Consider the following 15,835-nt stretch of genomic DNA (forward strand, 5'->3'; position numbering starts at 1 on the left):
GGGCCCGCTCGCGTCGTGGCCCGCCCGCGCACTCGCCGGCAGACGTGGACCACGACCGGGCGGCGGGTGGAGGGTGCCGCCCGGCGCCCGTCGCCCGGTCGTGGGGTCTGCCTCGCGGCGGCGGCGCGCGCGGGGGAGTCGTGGCTGTGGCCCTCCCCCAGTGAAGGTCACAGCCGGCGACCCGTGTGGTCGAGCTTGGCGCACGCCGGTACACCGCCGGTACACCGGCGGTCCACGACCGGGGCTCTGGTGGTCCACGACCGGGGGTCCGCCGGTGCGCTACCTTCGGACCCGCCTCGGTCGTGGGGACGGCCGCGGGCGCTGGGGGTGTGCCGAGTGCTGTTCCGGGTCCTGGGCGCGGTCGACGTCGTGCGGTCCGACGGGGTGCGCGTTCCCGTCGACGCCCGGAAACCGCGGGCGCTGCTGGCCGCGCTGCTGCTGCACGCCGGCGAGTGGGTGAGCGTCGAGCGGCTGGTCGAGGCCCTCTGGCCGGAGGGCGCGCCGCCATCGGCGGAGAAGAACACCAAGACCTACGTCTGGAAGCTGCGCGGGCTGCTCGGCGGTGAGCGGATCGACGGCGGTCGGGCCGGCTACCGCGTCCGGGTGGCGGAGGGCGAGCTCGACGCGCACCGGTTCGAGGCGCTGGTCCGCGCGGGACGGCGGCACGGGGACGCGGGCCTGCACCGGCAGGCGGAGGCGGCGTTCGCCGAGGCGCTGGCGCTGTGGCGCGGCGACCCGTTCCGCGACCTGGCGGGCCCCGACGCCGACAGCGTCCGGGCCAGGCTGGTGGAACGCCGGCTGACCGCGCTGGAAGGGCACGCGGCGGCGTTGTCGGCCCTGGGGTCGCACGAGGAGGCGGCGGTCGCGCTCGCCGGGTTGGTCGCGCGACACCCGTTCCGGGAACGGCTGCGCGGCGCGCTGATGACCGCGCTGTACCGGGCGGGCCGCCAGGCCGAGGCGCTGGACGTCTACGACGAGGGCCGCGTGCTGCTCGACCGGGAGCTCGGCCTGCGACCGGGCGAGGAGCTGCGCCGGCTGCACCTCGACATCCTCAACCAGGACCCGAACCTGGCGGTCGGCCGGGAGGCGGGCCCGGCCGGGTGGACGAGCCCCGCGCAGGTGCCCGCCGCCGTCGTCGGCTTCACCGGACGTGCCGAGCACCTGCGGCGGCTCGACGACCTCCTGTCGCGGGCGGACGACCGGCAGCCGTCGCCGGTCGCGGTGATCACCGGCACCGGGGGCGTCGGCAAGACCGCCTTGGCCGTGCACTGGGCGCACCGCGCGCGCGACCGGTTCCCCGACGGGCAGCTCTACGCCAACCTGCGCGGTTACGACCCCGAGCTGCCGGTCGGGCCGGGTGACGCGGTGTCGGGCTTCCTGCGGGCGCTGGGCGTCGACTCGCGGGACGTCCCACGCGACCTGGACGAGCGGTCCGCCGCCTTCCGGTCCCTGCTGGCGGGCCGCCGGGTGCTCGTGGTGCTCGACAACGCCCGCACGGCCGCCCAGGTCCGGCCGCTGCTGCCCGGGTCGCCGGGCTGCCTGGTGCTGGTGACCAGCCGGGACTCGCTGCGCGGGCTGGTCGCGAAGGACGGCGCGACCCGGCTGCGGCTCGACCTCCTGCCCGCCGACGAGGCCACCGACCTGCTGCACGCGCTGATCGGCCCCCGCGCGGCGGCGGACCCGCGCGCGGTGGACGTCCTGGCGGAGCTGTGCGCCCGGCTGCCGCTGGCCCTGCGCCTGGCCGCCGAGCTGGCCACCGGCCGGCCCTCGGCGTCGCTGGCCGACCTCGCCCGCGAGCTGACCCGCGAACAGGACCGGCTGGACCGGCTCGACGACGACGCCGACCCCCACGCGGCGCTCCGGTCGGCGTTCTCGTGGTCCTACCGGCACCTCTCCCCGGCGGTCGCGCGGGTGTTCCGGCTGCTGGGCGCGCACCCGTGCCACGAACTCGGCGTCGCCGCCATCGCCGCGCTGACCGGCTCCGACGACGTGGTGGCCCGGCGGCACGTCGACGTCCTGGTCCAGTCGCACCTCGTGGAGCCCACGGCGGACGGCCGGTTCCAGATGCACGACCTGCTGCGCGCCTACGCCCGCGGCCTCGCCGCCGAGGTGGACGCCGCCGACGGGCGGGCCGCCGCGCTGCGGGCCCTGGCCGACCACTACGCGCGCGTGGCGGCGGTCGCGATGGGGCTGTTCGACCCGGCCGACCCCGCCGGGCGGCGACCCGCGCCGCCGTCGACCGGCCTGACCACCCGTGCCGACGCGGTGGCGTGGCTGGAGGCCGAGCGGGCGAACCTCCTCGCGGTCGCCGAGCACGCCGCCCGGCACGGCGACGCCGAGCACGCGGAGGAGCTGACCGCCACGCTGTGGCGCTACTTCCACGTCCGCGGCCACCACGACGAGTCCCTCGCCCTGCACACCCACGCCCTGGAGGCCGGGCGGCGGCGGGCGGACCGCGTCGCCGAGGGCGCCGCGCTGACCGGCCTGGGCGTGGCGTGCGAGCGGTTGGGGCGCTACGAGGAGGCGTTGCGCCACCACGAGCGGGCCGTCGCGGTCGGGCGGGAGACCGGTGACGTGAGCTTCACCGGCCGGGCGCTGAAGAACCTGGGCGTCGTGCTGCGCCGCCTCGGGCGCTACGAGGAGTCCGAGCGGAGCTTCCAGGAGGCGCTGGCCATCGCCAGGGCCATCGGCAACCGGCGCGGCGAGGCCGGCGTGCTGTGCAGCCTCGCGCTGGTGCACGAGGCGTCGGGGCGCTACGAGGAGGCGTTGCGGCACGTGGAGAGCGCCCTGGCGGCCGTGCCGGACGTCGACAACGACCACGCGCTGGTGGACCACCTCCAGGCGAACCTGGGGCTGGTCCACTTCCGGCTGGGCCGGTGGGAGGTCGCCGGGAAGCACCTCGGCGAAGCGCTCGCGGGCGCGCGGGCGACCGGCAACCGCGACCTGGCGGCCGAGGTGCTCGACACGCTGGGCGAACTGGCGACCGCCGAGGGCGACCCGGGGCGTGCCGCGGACCACCACCACGAGGCGCTGGCGCTGACCCGCCGCACGGGCGACCGGCACGAGGAGGCACGCGCCCACGACGGCCTCGCCCGCGCCTACGCGGCCTGGGGCAGGCCGGACGACGCCCGCCGGCACCGGCTGCTCGCGACGCGCCGCGCGCCCGGCGCACGTCCGGCCGACGGTGGCGGCCGAGCGCCGGGGTGAAGCACGGTCGCCGGCCCCCTTCCACCCGCGGCCCGGTCGGGGTCAGGCCGTCAGCTCCAGCGAGGAGCCCTCGCGGGCCTTGCGGACGCGCAGCCGGGTCGGGATGCGCTGCCGCAGCTCCTCCACGTGCGAGACGAGACCGACGACCCGGCCACCGGCGCGCAGCTCGTCCAGCGTGGTCATCACCAGCTCCAAGGTCTCGGCGTCGAGCGTGCCGAAGCCCTCGTCGATGAACAGCGTGTCCAGCACGGCGCCCGCCGCGACCACGTCGGCCAGGCCCAGAGCCAGGGACAGCGACGCGAGGAACGACTCGCCGCCCGACAGCGTCTTCGCCGGCCGCTGCTGCCCCGAGTAGTCGTCCATGACGTCGAGGCCCAGCCCGCCCCGCGTGCCGCGCGGACCGGCCTCGACCGAGTGCACGAACCGGTAGCGGCCCTGGCTCATCCGCTCCAGCCGGGCACTGGCGGCCACCGCGACCTCCTCCAGCCGGGCGGCCAGCACGTACGTGCGCAGGGTCATGCTCTTCGTGTTCTGCCCCGACCCGTTGATCACGTCGGTCAACGCGTCCAGCTCGGCGAACTCGGCCTCCACCGGCTCCAGCCGCAGCCACGCGTCCCGCAGCCGCTCGGCCAGGTCGGCGGCGCGGGCGGCCCTCGTGCGGGCGTTCGTCAACGCGGTGGCGGCCTCGGTCGCGCCGTCGCTCGCCACCCGGAACCGCTCCTCCGCGCCCGCCACGTCGACCTCGGCGTCCGGGTCGGTGCCGGGCAGCTCGGCCAGGGTGCTCTCGGCCGCCGTCCTGGTCTTCTCGACGTCGCGGATCCGGGTCTCCAGCTCGGCGACGGCGGTGGCCGGGCGGGCGGCGGCCAGGGCGTCGGCCACGTCGGCGAACCCGGCCAGCGACGCCAGCCGCGCCACCTCCAACCGCTGGTCGGCGAGGCGTTCCTCGTGCTCGGCCACGGCGGCGCGGCGCGCGGCCAGCCCGGTCACCGCGTCCGCCAGGTCGCCGAGGTGAGCCCGGCGCGTCACCACGTCCGGGAAGTCGCCGCGCGCCTCCTCCAGCCGCGCGCCACGCTCCTCGACGGCCTCGGCCAGCTGCGCCCGCTGCGCGCCCGCCTCGGCCAGCTCGCGCTCCAGCGCGCCGCGCTGGTCGAGCGCGCGGCGGACCTCGGCCTCCAGCTCCGCCAGCTCGGCCTGCCCGCTCTCCAGCTGCTCGGCCCGCGCGGCGACGGACCGGTGCTCGCGCTCCAGCTCGGCCGGCGGCCGGTCGCCCAGCTGCTCGCGCAGCAGCGCCAGCCGCTCGCCCAGCCGGTGCGACTCCCGCTCGGCCCGCTGACGCAGGTCCAGGGCGCGCTGGTCCTCCTCGGCGGCGCGGTCCTCGTCCAGGGCCGTCACCGCGTCCAGCACCGGCTGCGCGGGCGAAGGGTGCTCGGCCGAACCGCACACGGGGCACCCGTGGCCCGCGCGCAGCTGCCCGGCCAGCTCGACGGCCATGCCGTCCAGCCGTTCCCGGCGGATCCGGAGCAGCTTCTCGCGGGCCCTCTGCTGCGCGTCCACCGCGTCCCGCCGGGCCTCGTCGGACTCCCGGAACGCCCGCTCGACGCGCGGCAGCTCGGCCGCGGCGGTGGCCAGGCCCGCCACCTGCGGCAGCCGGGCGGCGGCCTCGGCCGACTCCTCGACCGCGCTCCTCGCGGCGGCCAGCCGGTGCGGCACCTCGTCCAGCTGCGCGACCAGCGCGGACAGCCGCTGGGACGTGGTGGTGACGTCACGGTCCAGCTGCGCGATCCGCCGCTGGTCCGCCCGCTGCCGTTCGGCCTCGGCGGCCAGGCTGGTCAGGCTGCCCGCCTCCTCGCGGAGGCGTTCGCCGTCGCCGCGCAGGTCGCTGCCCCCGTAGCCGAGCGCGGACACGGCGACGGCCGCGGCCTGCTCCTGGGCGACGGCGGCGTCGAGCTCGCGGGCCAGCTTCACCGCGCGTTCCTGGGCGGGCACGACGACCGCCGCCTGCCGGGCCGCGTCACGTTCGGCGACCCACGCCCGCAGGCTCGGCTCCACCTCGGCGTACCGGTCGAGGTGGCGGCGCGCGTCCCGCACCCGGCGGACCCGTTCGTGCCGCGCCCGCGCCTCCTGCCAGTCCCGCTCGGCGACGGCCCGCCGCCCGGACGCCTCGGCCGAGACCTGCTCGGCGTCGCGCTCGTCCTCGTCCAGCCGCTTGAGCAGGGAGCTGAGCCACTCCTGGTCGCCACCGCCCGCCGGCGGCTCCTCCCGCGCGACCTCGGCGACCCGCAGCACCAGGTTCCGGTGCTCCTGGCCGAGCTGCTCGACCTCGCGCTTGCGCTCCTTGCGGCGGTCGCGGAACCACTTCTCCACGTCCAGGAACCGCTCCGTGCCGAACAGCTTCTCCAGCAGCTTCTCCCGCTCGGCGGTCTCCGCGCGCAGGAACCGGGCGAACTCGCCCTGCGGCAGCAGCACCACCTGGAAGAACTGCTCGGCGGTCATCCCGAGCAGGCCCTCGACCTCGCGGGCCACGTCGTCGATGCGGCTGTGCCCCTCGCCGGTCCAGCCGCTGACCCACGTCAACGAGACCTGCGCCTGCTGGCGGGTCGCGCCGTCGCCGCGCTTCTTCGGCCGCTCGTACTCGGGGCTGCGCTTGAGCCGGAACCGCCTGCCGCGCACGGTCAGCTCCAGCTCCACGTACGTGGGCGTGTCGCGGTGGGCGTAGTCGCAGCGCAAGCGCTTCACGTCGCCGCGCGCGCCGGGCACCTTGCCGAACAGCGCGAACGCCACCGCGTCGAGCAGCGTCGTCTTGCCGGCGCCCGTGTCGCCGTGCAGGAGGAACAGGCCGTCCGCGCCGAGCAGGTCGAAGTCGACCTCCTCGCGCACCGCGTACGGGCCGAACCCGCTGACCGCCAACCGGTGCAGCTTCACGCGTCGTCCTCCGGGTTCACGCCTCGTCCTGTCGGTTCACGCTTCGCCCTGTCGCTTCACGCCTCGTCCTCCCGGGCCGCCGCGGCGAACGCCTCGCGCAGCAGGTCGAGCTCCCGAGGACCTGGCTGGTCGCCGCGCACGTCCTCGACGAAGCAGCAGGCGATCTCCTCGTCGTCACGACCGCGCACCCGTTCGGCGAACCGCAGCTCGCCGGTCCGCCCGCCCTCCGGCCGCCACTCCACGTGCACCGCGTGCGGGAACCGCTTCTGCAACCGGCGCAACGCGTCCAGCGGGCGCACCCGGTCGGTCAGCGTGACGGAGAGGAAGTGGTCCTGCACCGGCTCGTGGTCCGGGTCCAGCAGCAGGTCGTCGAGCGCGCCGCTGAGCGTCGACAGCGCGCGGGGCACCGGCAGGGAGTGCCGTCGGACCCCGGCCAGCCCGCCCGCGTCCAGCTCGACCAGCCACACCGACTTGTGGTGCCGCGCCTCGGAGAACGAGTACGCCACCGGGCTGCCCGAGTACCGCAGGTGCTCCGCCAGCGTCTGCTGGCCGTGCAGGTGGCCCAGCGCCACGTAGTCGACCCCGGCGAACACCGCGCCCGACACGTCCTGCACGCCGCCCACCGCGATGGTGCGCTCCGACTCGCACGGCTCGCCGCCGGTCACGAACGCGTGCGCCAGGACGACCGACCGCGTGTTCTCCCGGGCCGCGAGGTCCTGCTTGACCAGCCGCATCGCCTCGGTGAGCACGCCGCCGTGGCCCTTGGCCTCCACGCCGAGCGCGTGCCGCGCCGTCTCCGGCTCCAGGAACGGGATCCCGTACACCGCGACCGGGCCGTGCTCGTCGGCGAGCAGCACCGGGTCGTGCAGCTCGGCCACGCGCGTGCGCAGGTGCAGGCCGCCCGCCTCGGCGAACGCGCCCAGGAAGCCCAGCCGGGCCGCCGAGTCGTGGTTGCCGGGCGTGATCACGATCTTCGCGCCCGCCTCGCGGATGCGCTTGAGCACCCGGGAGCACACCGCGACGGCTTCCGCGTTCGGCACCGCCCGGTCGAACAGGTCTCCCGCCACCACGACCGCGTCGACCCGCTCGTCCGACACGGTGTCGGCGAGGCCGCCGAGCACCGATTCCTGCTCTTGCAGCAGGTCACGGCCGTGGAAGGTGCGACCCACGTGCCAATCGGACGTGTGCAGGATCTTCACGGCGGCCACGGTAGGGCCTCGGGCCGTCCGATCGGTCAACCCCCCCGGCGTGTCGCTCGAACGTGTGGTCGGACACCTGTGCGCGATGATCAGGGCATGACAGCGGTCCTCAGCACGGCGGCGGTGGTCGTGGCGCTCCTGCTCGCGGGCGCGCTGGTGTTCCTCTGGCGGCTCTACCAGGACAGCGTGCGGCGCACCGACGCCGCGCTGGCCGCGGTCCAGGCCGAACGGGAACGCGGCGACGCGCAGTGGGTGGCGTTGCAGCGCTACGAGGTGGCGTTCTCCTCGGTCAGCGGACGCGGCGAGCTCGGCGAGAAGGTGCTGGTGGAGACGGCGCGGGTGCTCGGCCTGCGCGAGGGGATCCACTTCGACCTCCAGGTGGACGTGGCCGGCGGCGGTTCGGTGCGGCCCGACCTGGTCCTCAACGTCGGCGGCGGGCGGCGGGTGCCGGTCGACGCGAAGATGAGCATGGCGACGTGGGCGGAGGCGGTGGAGACCGACAACGCGGCCGAGCGCGTCGACGCGCTGCGCGTGCACGTCCGCAACATCCGGTCGCGGGCCGCGGAGCTGGCGGGCAAGGGCTACCAGCGGTGGGCCGACGCCATCTACGGGACGATCATGTTCGTGCCGAACGACGGCGCGGTGGTCGCGGCCCTGGACACCGACCCGGAGCTGCTGCGCTGGCTGCTCGACCGGCGGGTGTTCCTGTGCGGGCCGACCGGGTTCGCGGTGATCGCGTCGGCGGCGATGTTCGCGGTGACCGACCGCGCGCTGGCCGACGACGTCGAGCAGGTCAGGGCGGCGTCGTCGCGGGCGCACCGGGCGGCGGACGGCGCCATCGACGCGGTGAACCTGTCGAGCACGCACCTGCAGCGGTTCCTGTCGGCGCGGCGGCGCGAGCTGGACGCGCTGGAGGGATTCCGGGCGGCCGTGGAGCCGTTGAGCAACGCGTCGTCCGACGTCACGCCCCTGCCGGCGGTGAGGCGGACGGACGAAGCCGGCCTCGGTGCACCCTTGGACGCCCGGGAGGCGTAATAGAGTGTGCCGGGACTGAGCCGAACGAGGAGTGTGCGTGACCGCTGCAACGCGTGACGACTCGCGCAGCGAGCCGGAGGACGACGAGTTCCCCGCCGTCCGCTGGAACGACCGCGCCATGTTCGGCAGCTTCCGGGGTCTGCCCTGGTGGGCGGCCGTGCTCATCGCCTTCGTGGTGGCCATCGTCGGCACGTTCGTCGACGTGAGCTCGGCCGCGCAGACCGTGGGCTGGGTGTTCGCCGTCACGTTCTTCGTGGGCTGCGTCGGTGCGGTGGTGTTCGTCGAGCGGCGCTCGATGTTCGGCCCGATCGTCCAGCCGCCGCTGGTGCTGGCGATCGTGGTGCCGGTCCTGGTGGTGGTGACGCAGGGCATGCCCAGCGGTGGGCTGGCGGCGATGGGCCTGGCCCTGGGCAAGCCGTTGATCGACGGCTTCCCGGCGATGGCGATCACCACGGCGTGCACGGTGATCATCGGCATCGTGCGGGTGACGACCCAGAAGGACCCGAACCGGCTGACCAAGGACGAGATCCGCGAGGCCAAGCGCAAGCCGGACAAACCGCGCCGCGCCGACCGTCCGGACCGCGCCGACCGTGGTGCCGACCGCCCGGCCCGCGCCGAGCAGGCCGAACCGGAGGACCGCCCGAAGAAGCGCCCCCGGTCCGACCGCTCCTCCGACGCGCCCGCCGACCGCCGCCGCCAGACCCCGGCCGCCGACGAGGACCGCCCCAAGCGCCCCCGCCCCTCGTCCGGCGCCTCGGACCGCCCCCGCCGCCCCGCCCCACCCCGCGAAGGCGGCCGTCCCCCGCGCCGCCGCCCGCGCGACGACGACTGACGCGTCAGGACTCGTGGTCCAGCAGCCACCGCTTCACGTCCGCGCCCCAGCGGAAGGCGCCGATCGCGCCGCCCGTGCGGATCACCCGGTGGCACGGCACGAACAGGGTGGCCGCGTTGCGGGCGCACGCGGTGGCGGCGGCGCGGACGGCGGACGGCCTGCCGGCCAGCAGGGCGTAGTCCGCGTAGCTGACCGGCTTGCCCGCCGAGACGGTGCGGAGCGCCTCCCACGCCTGCTGCATGAACTCACCCCCGCGTTGCCGGACCGGGATGTCGACGATCGCGTCCAGGTCACCCGCGTGGTACGCGCGAACGGCCTTGGTCACCGCCCCGAGGTCACGGTGGTGCGCCAGGGTCGTCGGGCGCAGTGACGGCGAGACCTGGGGCAGCAGGTCGTCCACGTCCGCGGTCCACCCGCTGGCCAGGACGGCGCCGTCCATGGCGACGACGGCGGTGAAAGGGCTGATCGGGGTGTCGATGGTCGACACGTGGCCGGTGCTCACGCGGTCCTCCTCAAGTGCATCGCGGCGTACGAGCGCCAAGGGCGCCACGCGATGTTGTCGCTGGTCAAAGGGATGTCAGGGGCGCCGAGCACGCGCATCACGACGTACGAGGCGACCGCCGGGCCGACGCCGGGGAACGCCGACAGCTCGGCGTGCAGCTCGTCCGCGTCACGGCCCACGTCGACCCGCAGCGTGCCGTCCGCCAACGCCCGCGCCACCGGCGAGTCGATCGTCGACGGCGCCGGGTACAGGTGCGTCACCGGGCCGTCGGGCTGCTCCAGCGGCTCACCCGGCGCGTCGTGGCCGAGCGCCCGGAGCAGGGTCTCCGCGCCGTCGACGCTGCCCGGCAGCCGCACGCCCGGCCGGGCGACGACCGACGGCCGCAACGCCGGGTCGGCGGCCAGGAACTCGTCCACGGCCACCGGGTCGGCGTCCAGGTCCAGCAGCCGCCGCACCCGGCTCACCGCGCTGCCCAGGTCACGCAGGTCGGTCAGCCGCAGCGAGCACGACACGTGCCCCGCCGCCGGCTCCAGCAGCACGGTCGCCTGCCCGTGCGACAGGCGCAACGACCGCGCGTAGCGGCGGTCCGTCACGTGCTCCACCCCCGGGATCGCGTGCGCCCGGAAGTACGCCAGCAGGCCCGCCGCGTCGAACGGCGGCCGGTACGGCAGGCGCAGCGTGATGCGGCCCGCCGCGCCCGACGCCGCACGGGTCGAGCGCATCGCCGACGGCGTGCTCGCGAACACCGTGCGGATCGTGTCGTTGAACTGCCGCACGCTGGCGAAACCGGCCGCGAACGCGATGTCCGTGAACGACAGGTCCGTCGTCTCGATCAGCAGCCTCGCCGAGTGCGCGCGGTGCGCCCGCGCCAGCGCCAGCGGACCGGCGCCCAGCTCGGCGGTCAGCACGCGGGTCAGGTGGCGTTCCGAGTAGCCCAGCTGCCCCGCGAGCCCCGGCACGCCCTCCCGCTCCACCACGCCGTCCGAGATCAGGCGCATGGCCCTGGCCGCCAGGTCGGCCCGCAGGTTCCACTCCGGCGAGCCGGGCACGGCGTCCGGCAGGCACCGCCGGCACGCCCGGTAGCCGGCGGACTGCGCCGCCGCCGCGGTCGGGTAGAACTCCGCGTTGCGGCGCTTCGGCGTCACGGCGGGGCAGGACGGCCGGCAGTAGATCCGGGTCGTGCGCACCGCGAGGATGAAGCACCCGTCGAAGCGGGCGTCGCGGGCGGCGACGGCCCGGTAGGCGCGTTCGTCGTCGAGGAGCACGGCGCCCACTCTGCCGGCGGCACGACGTCGGGTCTCGCGGGAATCGGACACGGCATCCGGTGCGCGTAGACTCACGCCTCGTGAGTTTGACCCTCGGCATCGTCGGCCTGCCCAACGTCGGCAAGTCCACCCTGTTCAACGCCCTCACGCGCAACGACGTGCTGGCGGCGAACTACCCGTTCGCGACCATCGAGCCGAACGTCGGCGTGGTGCCGCTGCCGGACGCACGCCTGGCGAAGTTGGCGGAGATCTTCGGCTCCGAGCGCGAAGTGCCGGCGGTGGTGTCGTTCGTCGACATCGCGGGCATCGTGAAGGGGGCGTCCGAAGGCGCGGGGTTGGGGAACAAGTTCCTCGCCAACATCCGCGAGGCCAACGCGATCTGCCAGGTCATCCGCGTCTTCGACGACTCCGACGTGATCCACGTCGACGGCCGCGTCGACCCCGTCGCCGACATCGAGACGATCAACACCGAGTTGATCCTCGCCGACCTCCAGACGTTGGAGAAGGCGATCCCGAGGTTGGAGAAGGAAGCCCGCACGCAGAAGGACCGCCGTCCCGCGCTGGAGGCGGCGCAGAAGGCGCGCGAGGTGCTCGACGGGGGCCGCACGCTGTTCGCCGCGCAGTCCGAAGTGGACGGTTCGCTGCTGCGCGAGCTGAGCCTGCTGACCGCGAAGCCGTTCCTGTACGTGTTCAACGCCGACGAGGGCGTGCTCACCGACGAGGCGAAGCTCAAGGAGCTGCGCGAGCTGGTGGCGCCCGCGGACGCGGTGTTCCTCGACGCCAAGGTCGAGGCGGAGCTGCTGGAGCTGGACGAGGAGTCCGCGCGCGAGCTGCTGGAGTCGATCGGCCAGCACGAGCCGGGCCTGTACTCGTTGGCGAGGGCAGGCTTCCACACCCTCGGCCTGCAGACCTACCTGACGGCCGGCCCGAAGGAGTCGCGGGCGTGGACGATCCCGAAGGGCGCGACCGCGCCGCAGGCGGCCGGCGTGATCCACACCGACTTCGAGCGCGGCTTCATCAAGGCCGAGGTGGTCTCCTTCGCCGACCTGGTGGAAGCGGGCTCCATGGCCGCCGCCAAGTCCGCCGGCAAGGTCCGCATCGAGGGCAAGGACTACGTCATGGTCGACGGCGACGTCGTGGAGTTCCGCTTCAACGTCTGACGGTCGGCGTCACGGCATGAGCTTGGCCAGGTCGATGTCGATCTCGAACGGCACGGTGAGGTGCAGGGAGTCGCGGAAGACGCCGGTCGGCGCGTAGGACTTGGTCGGCTCGTCCAGTTCGTAGACGTGCACCACGGGGCCGGTGGCCTCGTCCTCGACCAGCCAGTAGTGCCGGATGCCGGCTGCGGCGTACTTGCCCAGCTTGACCGTGCGATCCCGGAACGCGGACTCCGGTGAGATGACTTCGACCACCAACAGCACGTCGCCCGGCTCCAGCCAGGTTCCGTCGTCGTCGAAGTCGGAGGTCGAGAGCACGATGTCGGGTTCAAGGCGGTTGCGAACGTCGAGTCGGACCGTGATCTCCCGCTCGACCTCGACACCGTCCGGTGCCTGGTCGTCGAGTGCCGCGGTGAGCCTGGAGATGATGCGGCCGTGCCAACGCCGCTGTGGTGCCATCATGAAAACGAGCGCTCCGTCGATCAGTTCGGTGTGTCGGGGCGCCTCGGGCAGTCGGTCGAGATCCTCTGCGAACCAGCCTTCTTCGCGCGGTGGGCGCATCCAGTCGGGCAAGTCGGCCATGTCCCCACCGTAATGCGGTTCGATGACGTGGGCAGCAATCATGAGTGATCGACTCCTTGGCGTGGCGTCGTCCGGAACGCTAGGCCGGGAGCCGGTCTCCCGGTAGTCGCACGATGGCATGGCGCGGCCACGGCGGCGGACCGCTGGTACCGGGCGACCAGGCCCGGAACAGACCTCGGGGCGGTGCGCTCAGGTGAGCGCACCGCCCCGAGGTACTGTGCTGTGGCGTCAGCGCACCTGGTTGCGGCTGTGGCGGGCCAGGGCGAAGACGCCCCCCGCGGTGGCCAGCATGGCCAGGGCAGAGACGGTGAACACGACGATGTCGGTGGTCATGCGATTTTTCCCCTTGCGTTGATCTCCCACTCGTCTTGACGTCCGGGTACCCGGTTTCGTGGCCCGACAGTCGTGTAATTCACACGATCGTGGAGGTAGATGCAGTGGGACTGCGTGCACTTGAGGGGCGGGTGCTCGCCTACGCGCCGTGGATCCTGGGCGTGTCCCTGCTCGGGCACCTGGCGATGGTCGCGTTCCAGACGAAGATGACCATGGTGGACCTGATGGTCTACCGGAACGCCTCACCCGAGCTGTTCACCGGGCTGCTCTACGACTGGCGGCTCAAGGAGTTCTCCGACCAGTTCGCCCTGCCGTTCACCTACCCGCCGTTCTCCGCGCTCGTCTTCGTGCCGCTGTCGTGGGTGCCGTGGGGCCTGGCCCGCTGGGTCTGGCAGCTCGCCTGCCTGGCCTGCCTGTGGTTCATCACCCGCAAGTCGCTCCAGCTCGTCGGCAGCAACGACCCGCGCCGCGCGATGCTGTGGACCGGCCTGTTCGTGTGGGTCGAGCCGGTCCGCACGACCCTGAACTACGGCCAGGTCAACCTGGTCCTGGCCGCCCTCCTGCTCGGCACGATGGTCAGCGCCCGGAGCTGGAAGCAGGGCGCGGGCGTCGGCATCGCGGCCGGGCTGAAGCTCACCCCCGCCATCTCCGGCCTGTACTTCCTGCTCAACCGCCGCTACCAGGCCGCCGCGTGGTCGGTCGTGGCGTTCTTCGGCACGGTCGGGCTCGGCTACCTGATCTCGCCGCGCCTGTCGGACGAGTACTGGTTCCACCTGCTCGGCGACGCCTCCCGGGTCGGCCCGGTCGGCTCGGCGATCAACCAGTCGCTGCGCGGCGCGCTGTCCCGCACGGTCGGGTACGACGTCGGCACCGGGCCGGTCTTCCTCGGCGCGGTGGTGGTCGCGGCCGTGCTGACCGGGTTCGCGCTGCACGCGTCGCTGAAGGCCAAGGACACGTTGGCGATGATCGTCTCCGTCCAGTTCCTCGGCCTGCTGGTGTCGCCGATCTCGTGGAGCCACCACTGGGTGTGGGCCGTGCCCGCCCTGATGTGGTTGATCTACGCGGCGAAGCACCGGCTCGCCACCGTGACGGCCGTCGCGTGGGTCCTGGCGATCGGCAGCTACCTGATCTCGTTCCTGCTCAAGGCGCAGCCGTCGATCTGGGTCATCCCCCGGCCCTGGTACTACTCGGCGCTGGGCTGGGTCTACCCGGCCGTGGGCTTGCTCACCCTGGTCACCGTCGCCGTGGTGCTGCGGCAGCGGTCGTCGAGGTCACAGCAGGACGTCGAGCACCCCGTCGATCTCCTCCGCGAGTGACACGTCCAGCGCCGTGATCCCGCCGCTGACGTGCGTGGCGCAGCGGAACGTGAGCGTGCGCCAGCGGATGTCGATGTCGGGGTGGTGGTTGTCGTTCTCCGCGATCTCCGCCACCCGGTTCACCACCTGGAGCGCCTGGGCGAAGCTCTCCAGTTCCACCGTGCGCACCAGCGCGGTGTCCTTCGCCTGCCACGAGGGCAACGAAGTCAGCGCGGCGGTCACCTGGTCGTCGGTCAGCAGCTCGGCCATGGCCCTGATCGTCCCACCGCGCGGGGTAAGCTGCGCGTTCGCCACGGGAGTCCGGTGCTGCGCCGGGCTGAGAGGAAGGCGCGCGAGCCTTCGACCGTCCACACCTGATCCGGGTCATGCCGGTGTAGGGAGAGATGATGTTCCGACGAGTGCTGCCCGCCGTGACCGCGTTCGCGCTGCTCACGGCCTGCTCGGTGACCACGTCCGACGCGCCGGCGCCGGGGGAGCGGGTCGTCACGCTGGTGACGCACGACTCCTTCGCCCTCACCCCGGAGCTGCTGGAGAAGTTCAAGGCCGACACCGGCATCACGATCAAGCCCCTGGCCAGCGGTGACGCCGGGGAGGTGACGAACAAGCTGGTCCTGACCAAGGACGCCCCGATCGGTGACGTCGCCTTCGGCGTGGACTCGACGTTCGCCTCCCGCGCCTTGAAGGAGGGGGTGTTCGCCGAGTACGCGAGCCCCGAGGCGCAGAAGGGCGCGCAGCGCTACCAGCTCGACCCGCCGAACCGGCTGCACGCCGTCGACGTCGGCGACGTGTGCCTGAACATCGACGTCGCGGCGTTCAAGGACATCGGGGAGCCGAAGCAGTACGCGGACCTGGCCGACCCGAAGTACAAGGACATGCTGGTGGTCGAGGACCCGGCGACGTCCTCCCCTGGCCTCGCGTTCCTGCTCGGCACGATCGCCACGTTCGGCGAGCAGAACTGGCAGAACTACTGGGGTCAGCTCACGGCCAACGGCGTCAAGGTCGTCAGCGGCTGGGAAGAGGCCTACACGCAGGACTTCTCCGGCTCCAGCGGCAAGGGCCCGCGGCCGATCGTGGTGTCCTACGCGTCGTCGCCGTCGGCGGAGATCGGTGACGATGGCACGCCGCGCACCAAGGCGCTGCTGGACACGTGCTACCGCCAGGTCGAGTACGCGGGCGTGCTGAACGGCGCGAAGAACCCCGAGGACGCCGGGAAGGTCGTGGACTTCCTGCTCGGCGAGCAGGTGCAGGCCGACGTGCCGGGCCAGATGTACGTCTACCCGTCGCGCGAGGGGGTCGCGCTGCCGGAGGCGTGGACGAAGGCCGCGCCGCTGCCCGCGTCCGCCCGGTCGCTGCCCGCCGTCGAGGTCGACGCGAACCGCGAGCAGTGGGTGCAGCAGTGGCGCACGCTGGTCCAAGGCTGAGCCCACGCCCGAGCCCGCGCCCGAGTCCGCGCGCACGCCTGAACCCGCGCTTGAGCCCTCGCCT

At 73.9% G+C, this 15,835-nt stretch carries 12 protein-coding genes; 6 read left to right on the top strand and 6 right to left on the bottom strand.

Annotated features, from left to right (window positions below):
* Positions 1-336: 336 nt before the first annotated feature.
* Complete coding sequence (locus tag ACQPYE_RS04135) at positions 337-3,207, top strand: AfsR/SARP family transcriptional regulator (protein ID WP_498719207.1); 2,871 nt, start codon at positions 337-339, stop codon at positions 3,205-3,207.
* 42 nt (positions 3,208-3,249) lie between these two features.
* Here the strand turns inward: ACQPYE_RS04135 and ACQPYE_RS04140 are convergent, their stop codons facing one another.
* Positions 3,250-6,129 carry an AAA family ATPase gene (locus ACQPYE_RS04140; protein WP_498719208.1) on the bottom strand — a complete coding sequence of 960 codons (2,880 nt, stop codon included), beginning with the start codon at positions 6,127-6,129 and terminating at the stop codon, positions 3,250-3,252.
* A gap of 56 nt (positions 6,130-6,185) precedes the next feature.
* A complete protein-coding gene (locus tag ACQPYE_RS04145) occupies positions 6,186-7,328 on the bottom strand; it encodes a metallophosphoesterase family protein (RefSeq protein ID WP_498719209.1) in 1,143 nt (380 codons plus the stop codon).
* Between the two features lie 96 nt (positions 7,329-7,424).
* On the opposite strand from ACQPYE_RS04145, the gene ACQPYE_RS04150 reads away from it, so the two are divergent.
* Both ACQPYE_RS04150 and ACQPYE_RS04155 read left to right on the top strand, forming a co-directional pair.
* Positions 7,425-8,363 (top strand): DNA recombination protein RmuC, encoded by a 939-nt coding sequence (locus tag ACQPYE_RS04150; protein WP_498719210.1) that lies wholly within the window; start codon positions 7,425-7,427, stop codon positions 8,361-8,363.
* 37 nt (positions 8,364-8,400) lie between these two features.
* Complete coding sequence (locus ACQPYE_RS04155; RefSeq protein ID WP_498719212.1) at positions 8,401-9,195, top strand: DUF6542 domain-containing protein; 795 nt, start codon at positions 8,401-8,403, stop codon at positions 9,193-9,195.
* Positions 9,196-9,199: 4 nt separating this feature from the next.
* Here ACQPYE_RS04155 and ACQPYE_RS04160 read toward each other — a convergent pair whose 3' ends face one another.
* Both ACQPYE_RS04160 and ACQPYE_RS04165 read right to left on the bottom strand, forming a co-directional pair.
* Positions 9,200-9,697: a methylated-DNA--[protein]-cysteine S-methyltransferase gene (locus ACQPYE_RS04160; protein WP_498719213.1), complete on the bottom strand. Its 498-nt coding sequence runs from the start codon at positions 9,695-9,697 to the stop codon at positions 9,200-9,202.
* The gene (locus ACQPYE_RS04165) at positions 9,694-10,962 is read right to left on the bottom strand and encodes a bifunctional transcriptional activator/DNA repair enzyme AdaA (RefSeq protein WP_498719215.1); all 1,269 of its coding nucleotides are present in this window, start codon (positions 10,960-10,962) and stop codon (positions 9,694-9,696) included. The genes ACQPYE_RS04160 and ACQPYE_RS04165 overlap by 4 nt, the downstream gene beginning before the upstream one ends.
* A gap of 80 nt (positions 10,963-11,042) precedes the next feature.
* Here ACQPYE_RS04165 and ychF point away from each other — a divergent pair, with 80 nt between their 5' ends.
* Positions 11,043-12,122 carry a redox-regulated ATPase YchF gene (gene ychF / locus ACQPYE_RS04170; protein ID WP_498719217.1) on the top strand — a complete coding sequence of 360 codons (1,080 nt, stop codon included), beginning with the start codon at positions 11,043-11,045 and terminating at the stop codon, positions 12,120-12,122.
* A 9-nt stretch (positions 12,123-12,131) separates the two neighbouring features.
* Here the strand turns inward: ychF and ACQPYE_RS04175 are convergent, their stop codons facing one another.
* On the bottom strand, positions 12,132-12,701 hold the full coding sequence (locus ACQPYE_RS04175; RefSeq protein WP_498719219.1) for a Uma2 family endonuclease: 570 nt from the start codon (positions 12,699-12,701) through the stop codon (positions 12,132-12,134).
* Positions 12,702-13,138: 437 nt separating this feature from the next.
* Between ACQPYE_RS04175 and ACQPYE_RS04180 the strand changes: the two genes are divergently transcribed.
* Positions 13,139-14,350 carry a mannosyltransferase gene (locus tag ACQPYE_RS04180; RefSeq protein WP_498719221.1) on the top strand — a complete coding sequence of 404 codons (1,212 nt, stop codon included), beginning with the start codon at positions 13,139-13,141 and terminating at the stop codon, positions 14,348-14,350.
* On the opposite strand, the gene ACQPYE_RS04185 is transcribed toward ACQPYE_RS04180, so the two are convergent.
* Positions 14,306-14,599 (bottom strand): 4a-hydroxytetrahydrobiopterin dehydratase, encoded by a 294-nt coding sequence (locus tag ACQPYE_RS04185; protein ID WP_498719224.1) that lies wholly within the window; start codon positions 14,597-14,599, stop codon positions 14,306-14,308. The two genes, ACQPYE_RS04180 and ACQPYE_RS04185, sit on opposite strands and share 45 nt — an antisense overlap.
* A gap of 137 nt (positions 14,600-14,736) precedes the next feature.
* Between ACQPYE_RS04185 and ACQPYE_RS04190 the strand changes: the two genes are divergently transcribed.
* Positions 14,737-15,771 (top strand): thiamine ABC transporter substrate-binding protein, encoded by a 1,035-nt coding sequence (locus ACQPYE_RS04190; RefSeq protein ID WP_498719226.1) that lies wholly within the window; start codon positions 14,737-14,739, stop codon positions 15,769-15,771.
* The last annotated feature ends 64 nt before the right edge of the window (positions 15,772-15,835 follow it).

Origin of the sequence: Actinosynnema sp. CA-299493 (assembly GCF_050946825.1) — a bacterium.
GTDB lineage: Bacteria > Actinomycetota > Actinomycetes > Mycobacteriales > Pseudonocardiaceae > Actinosynnema.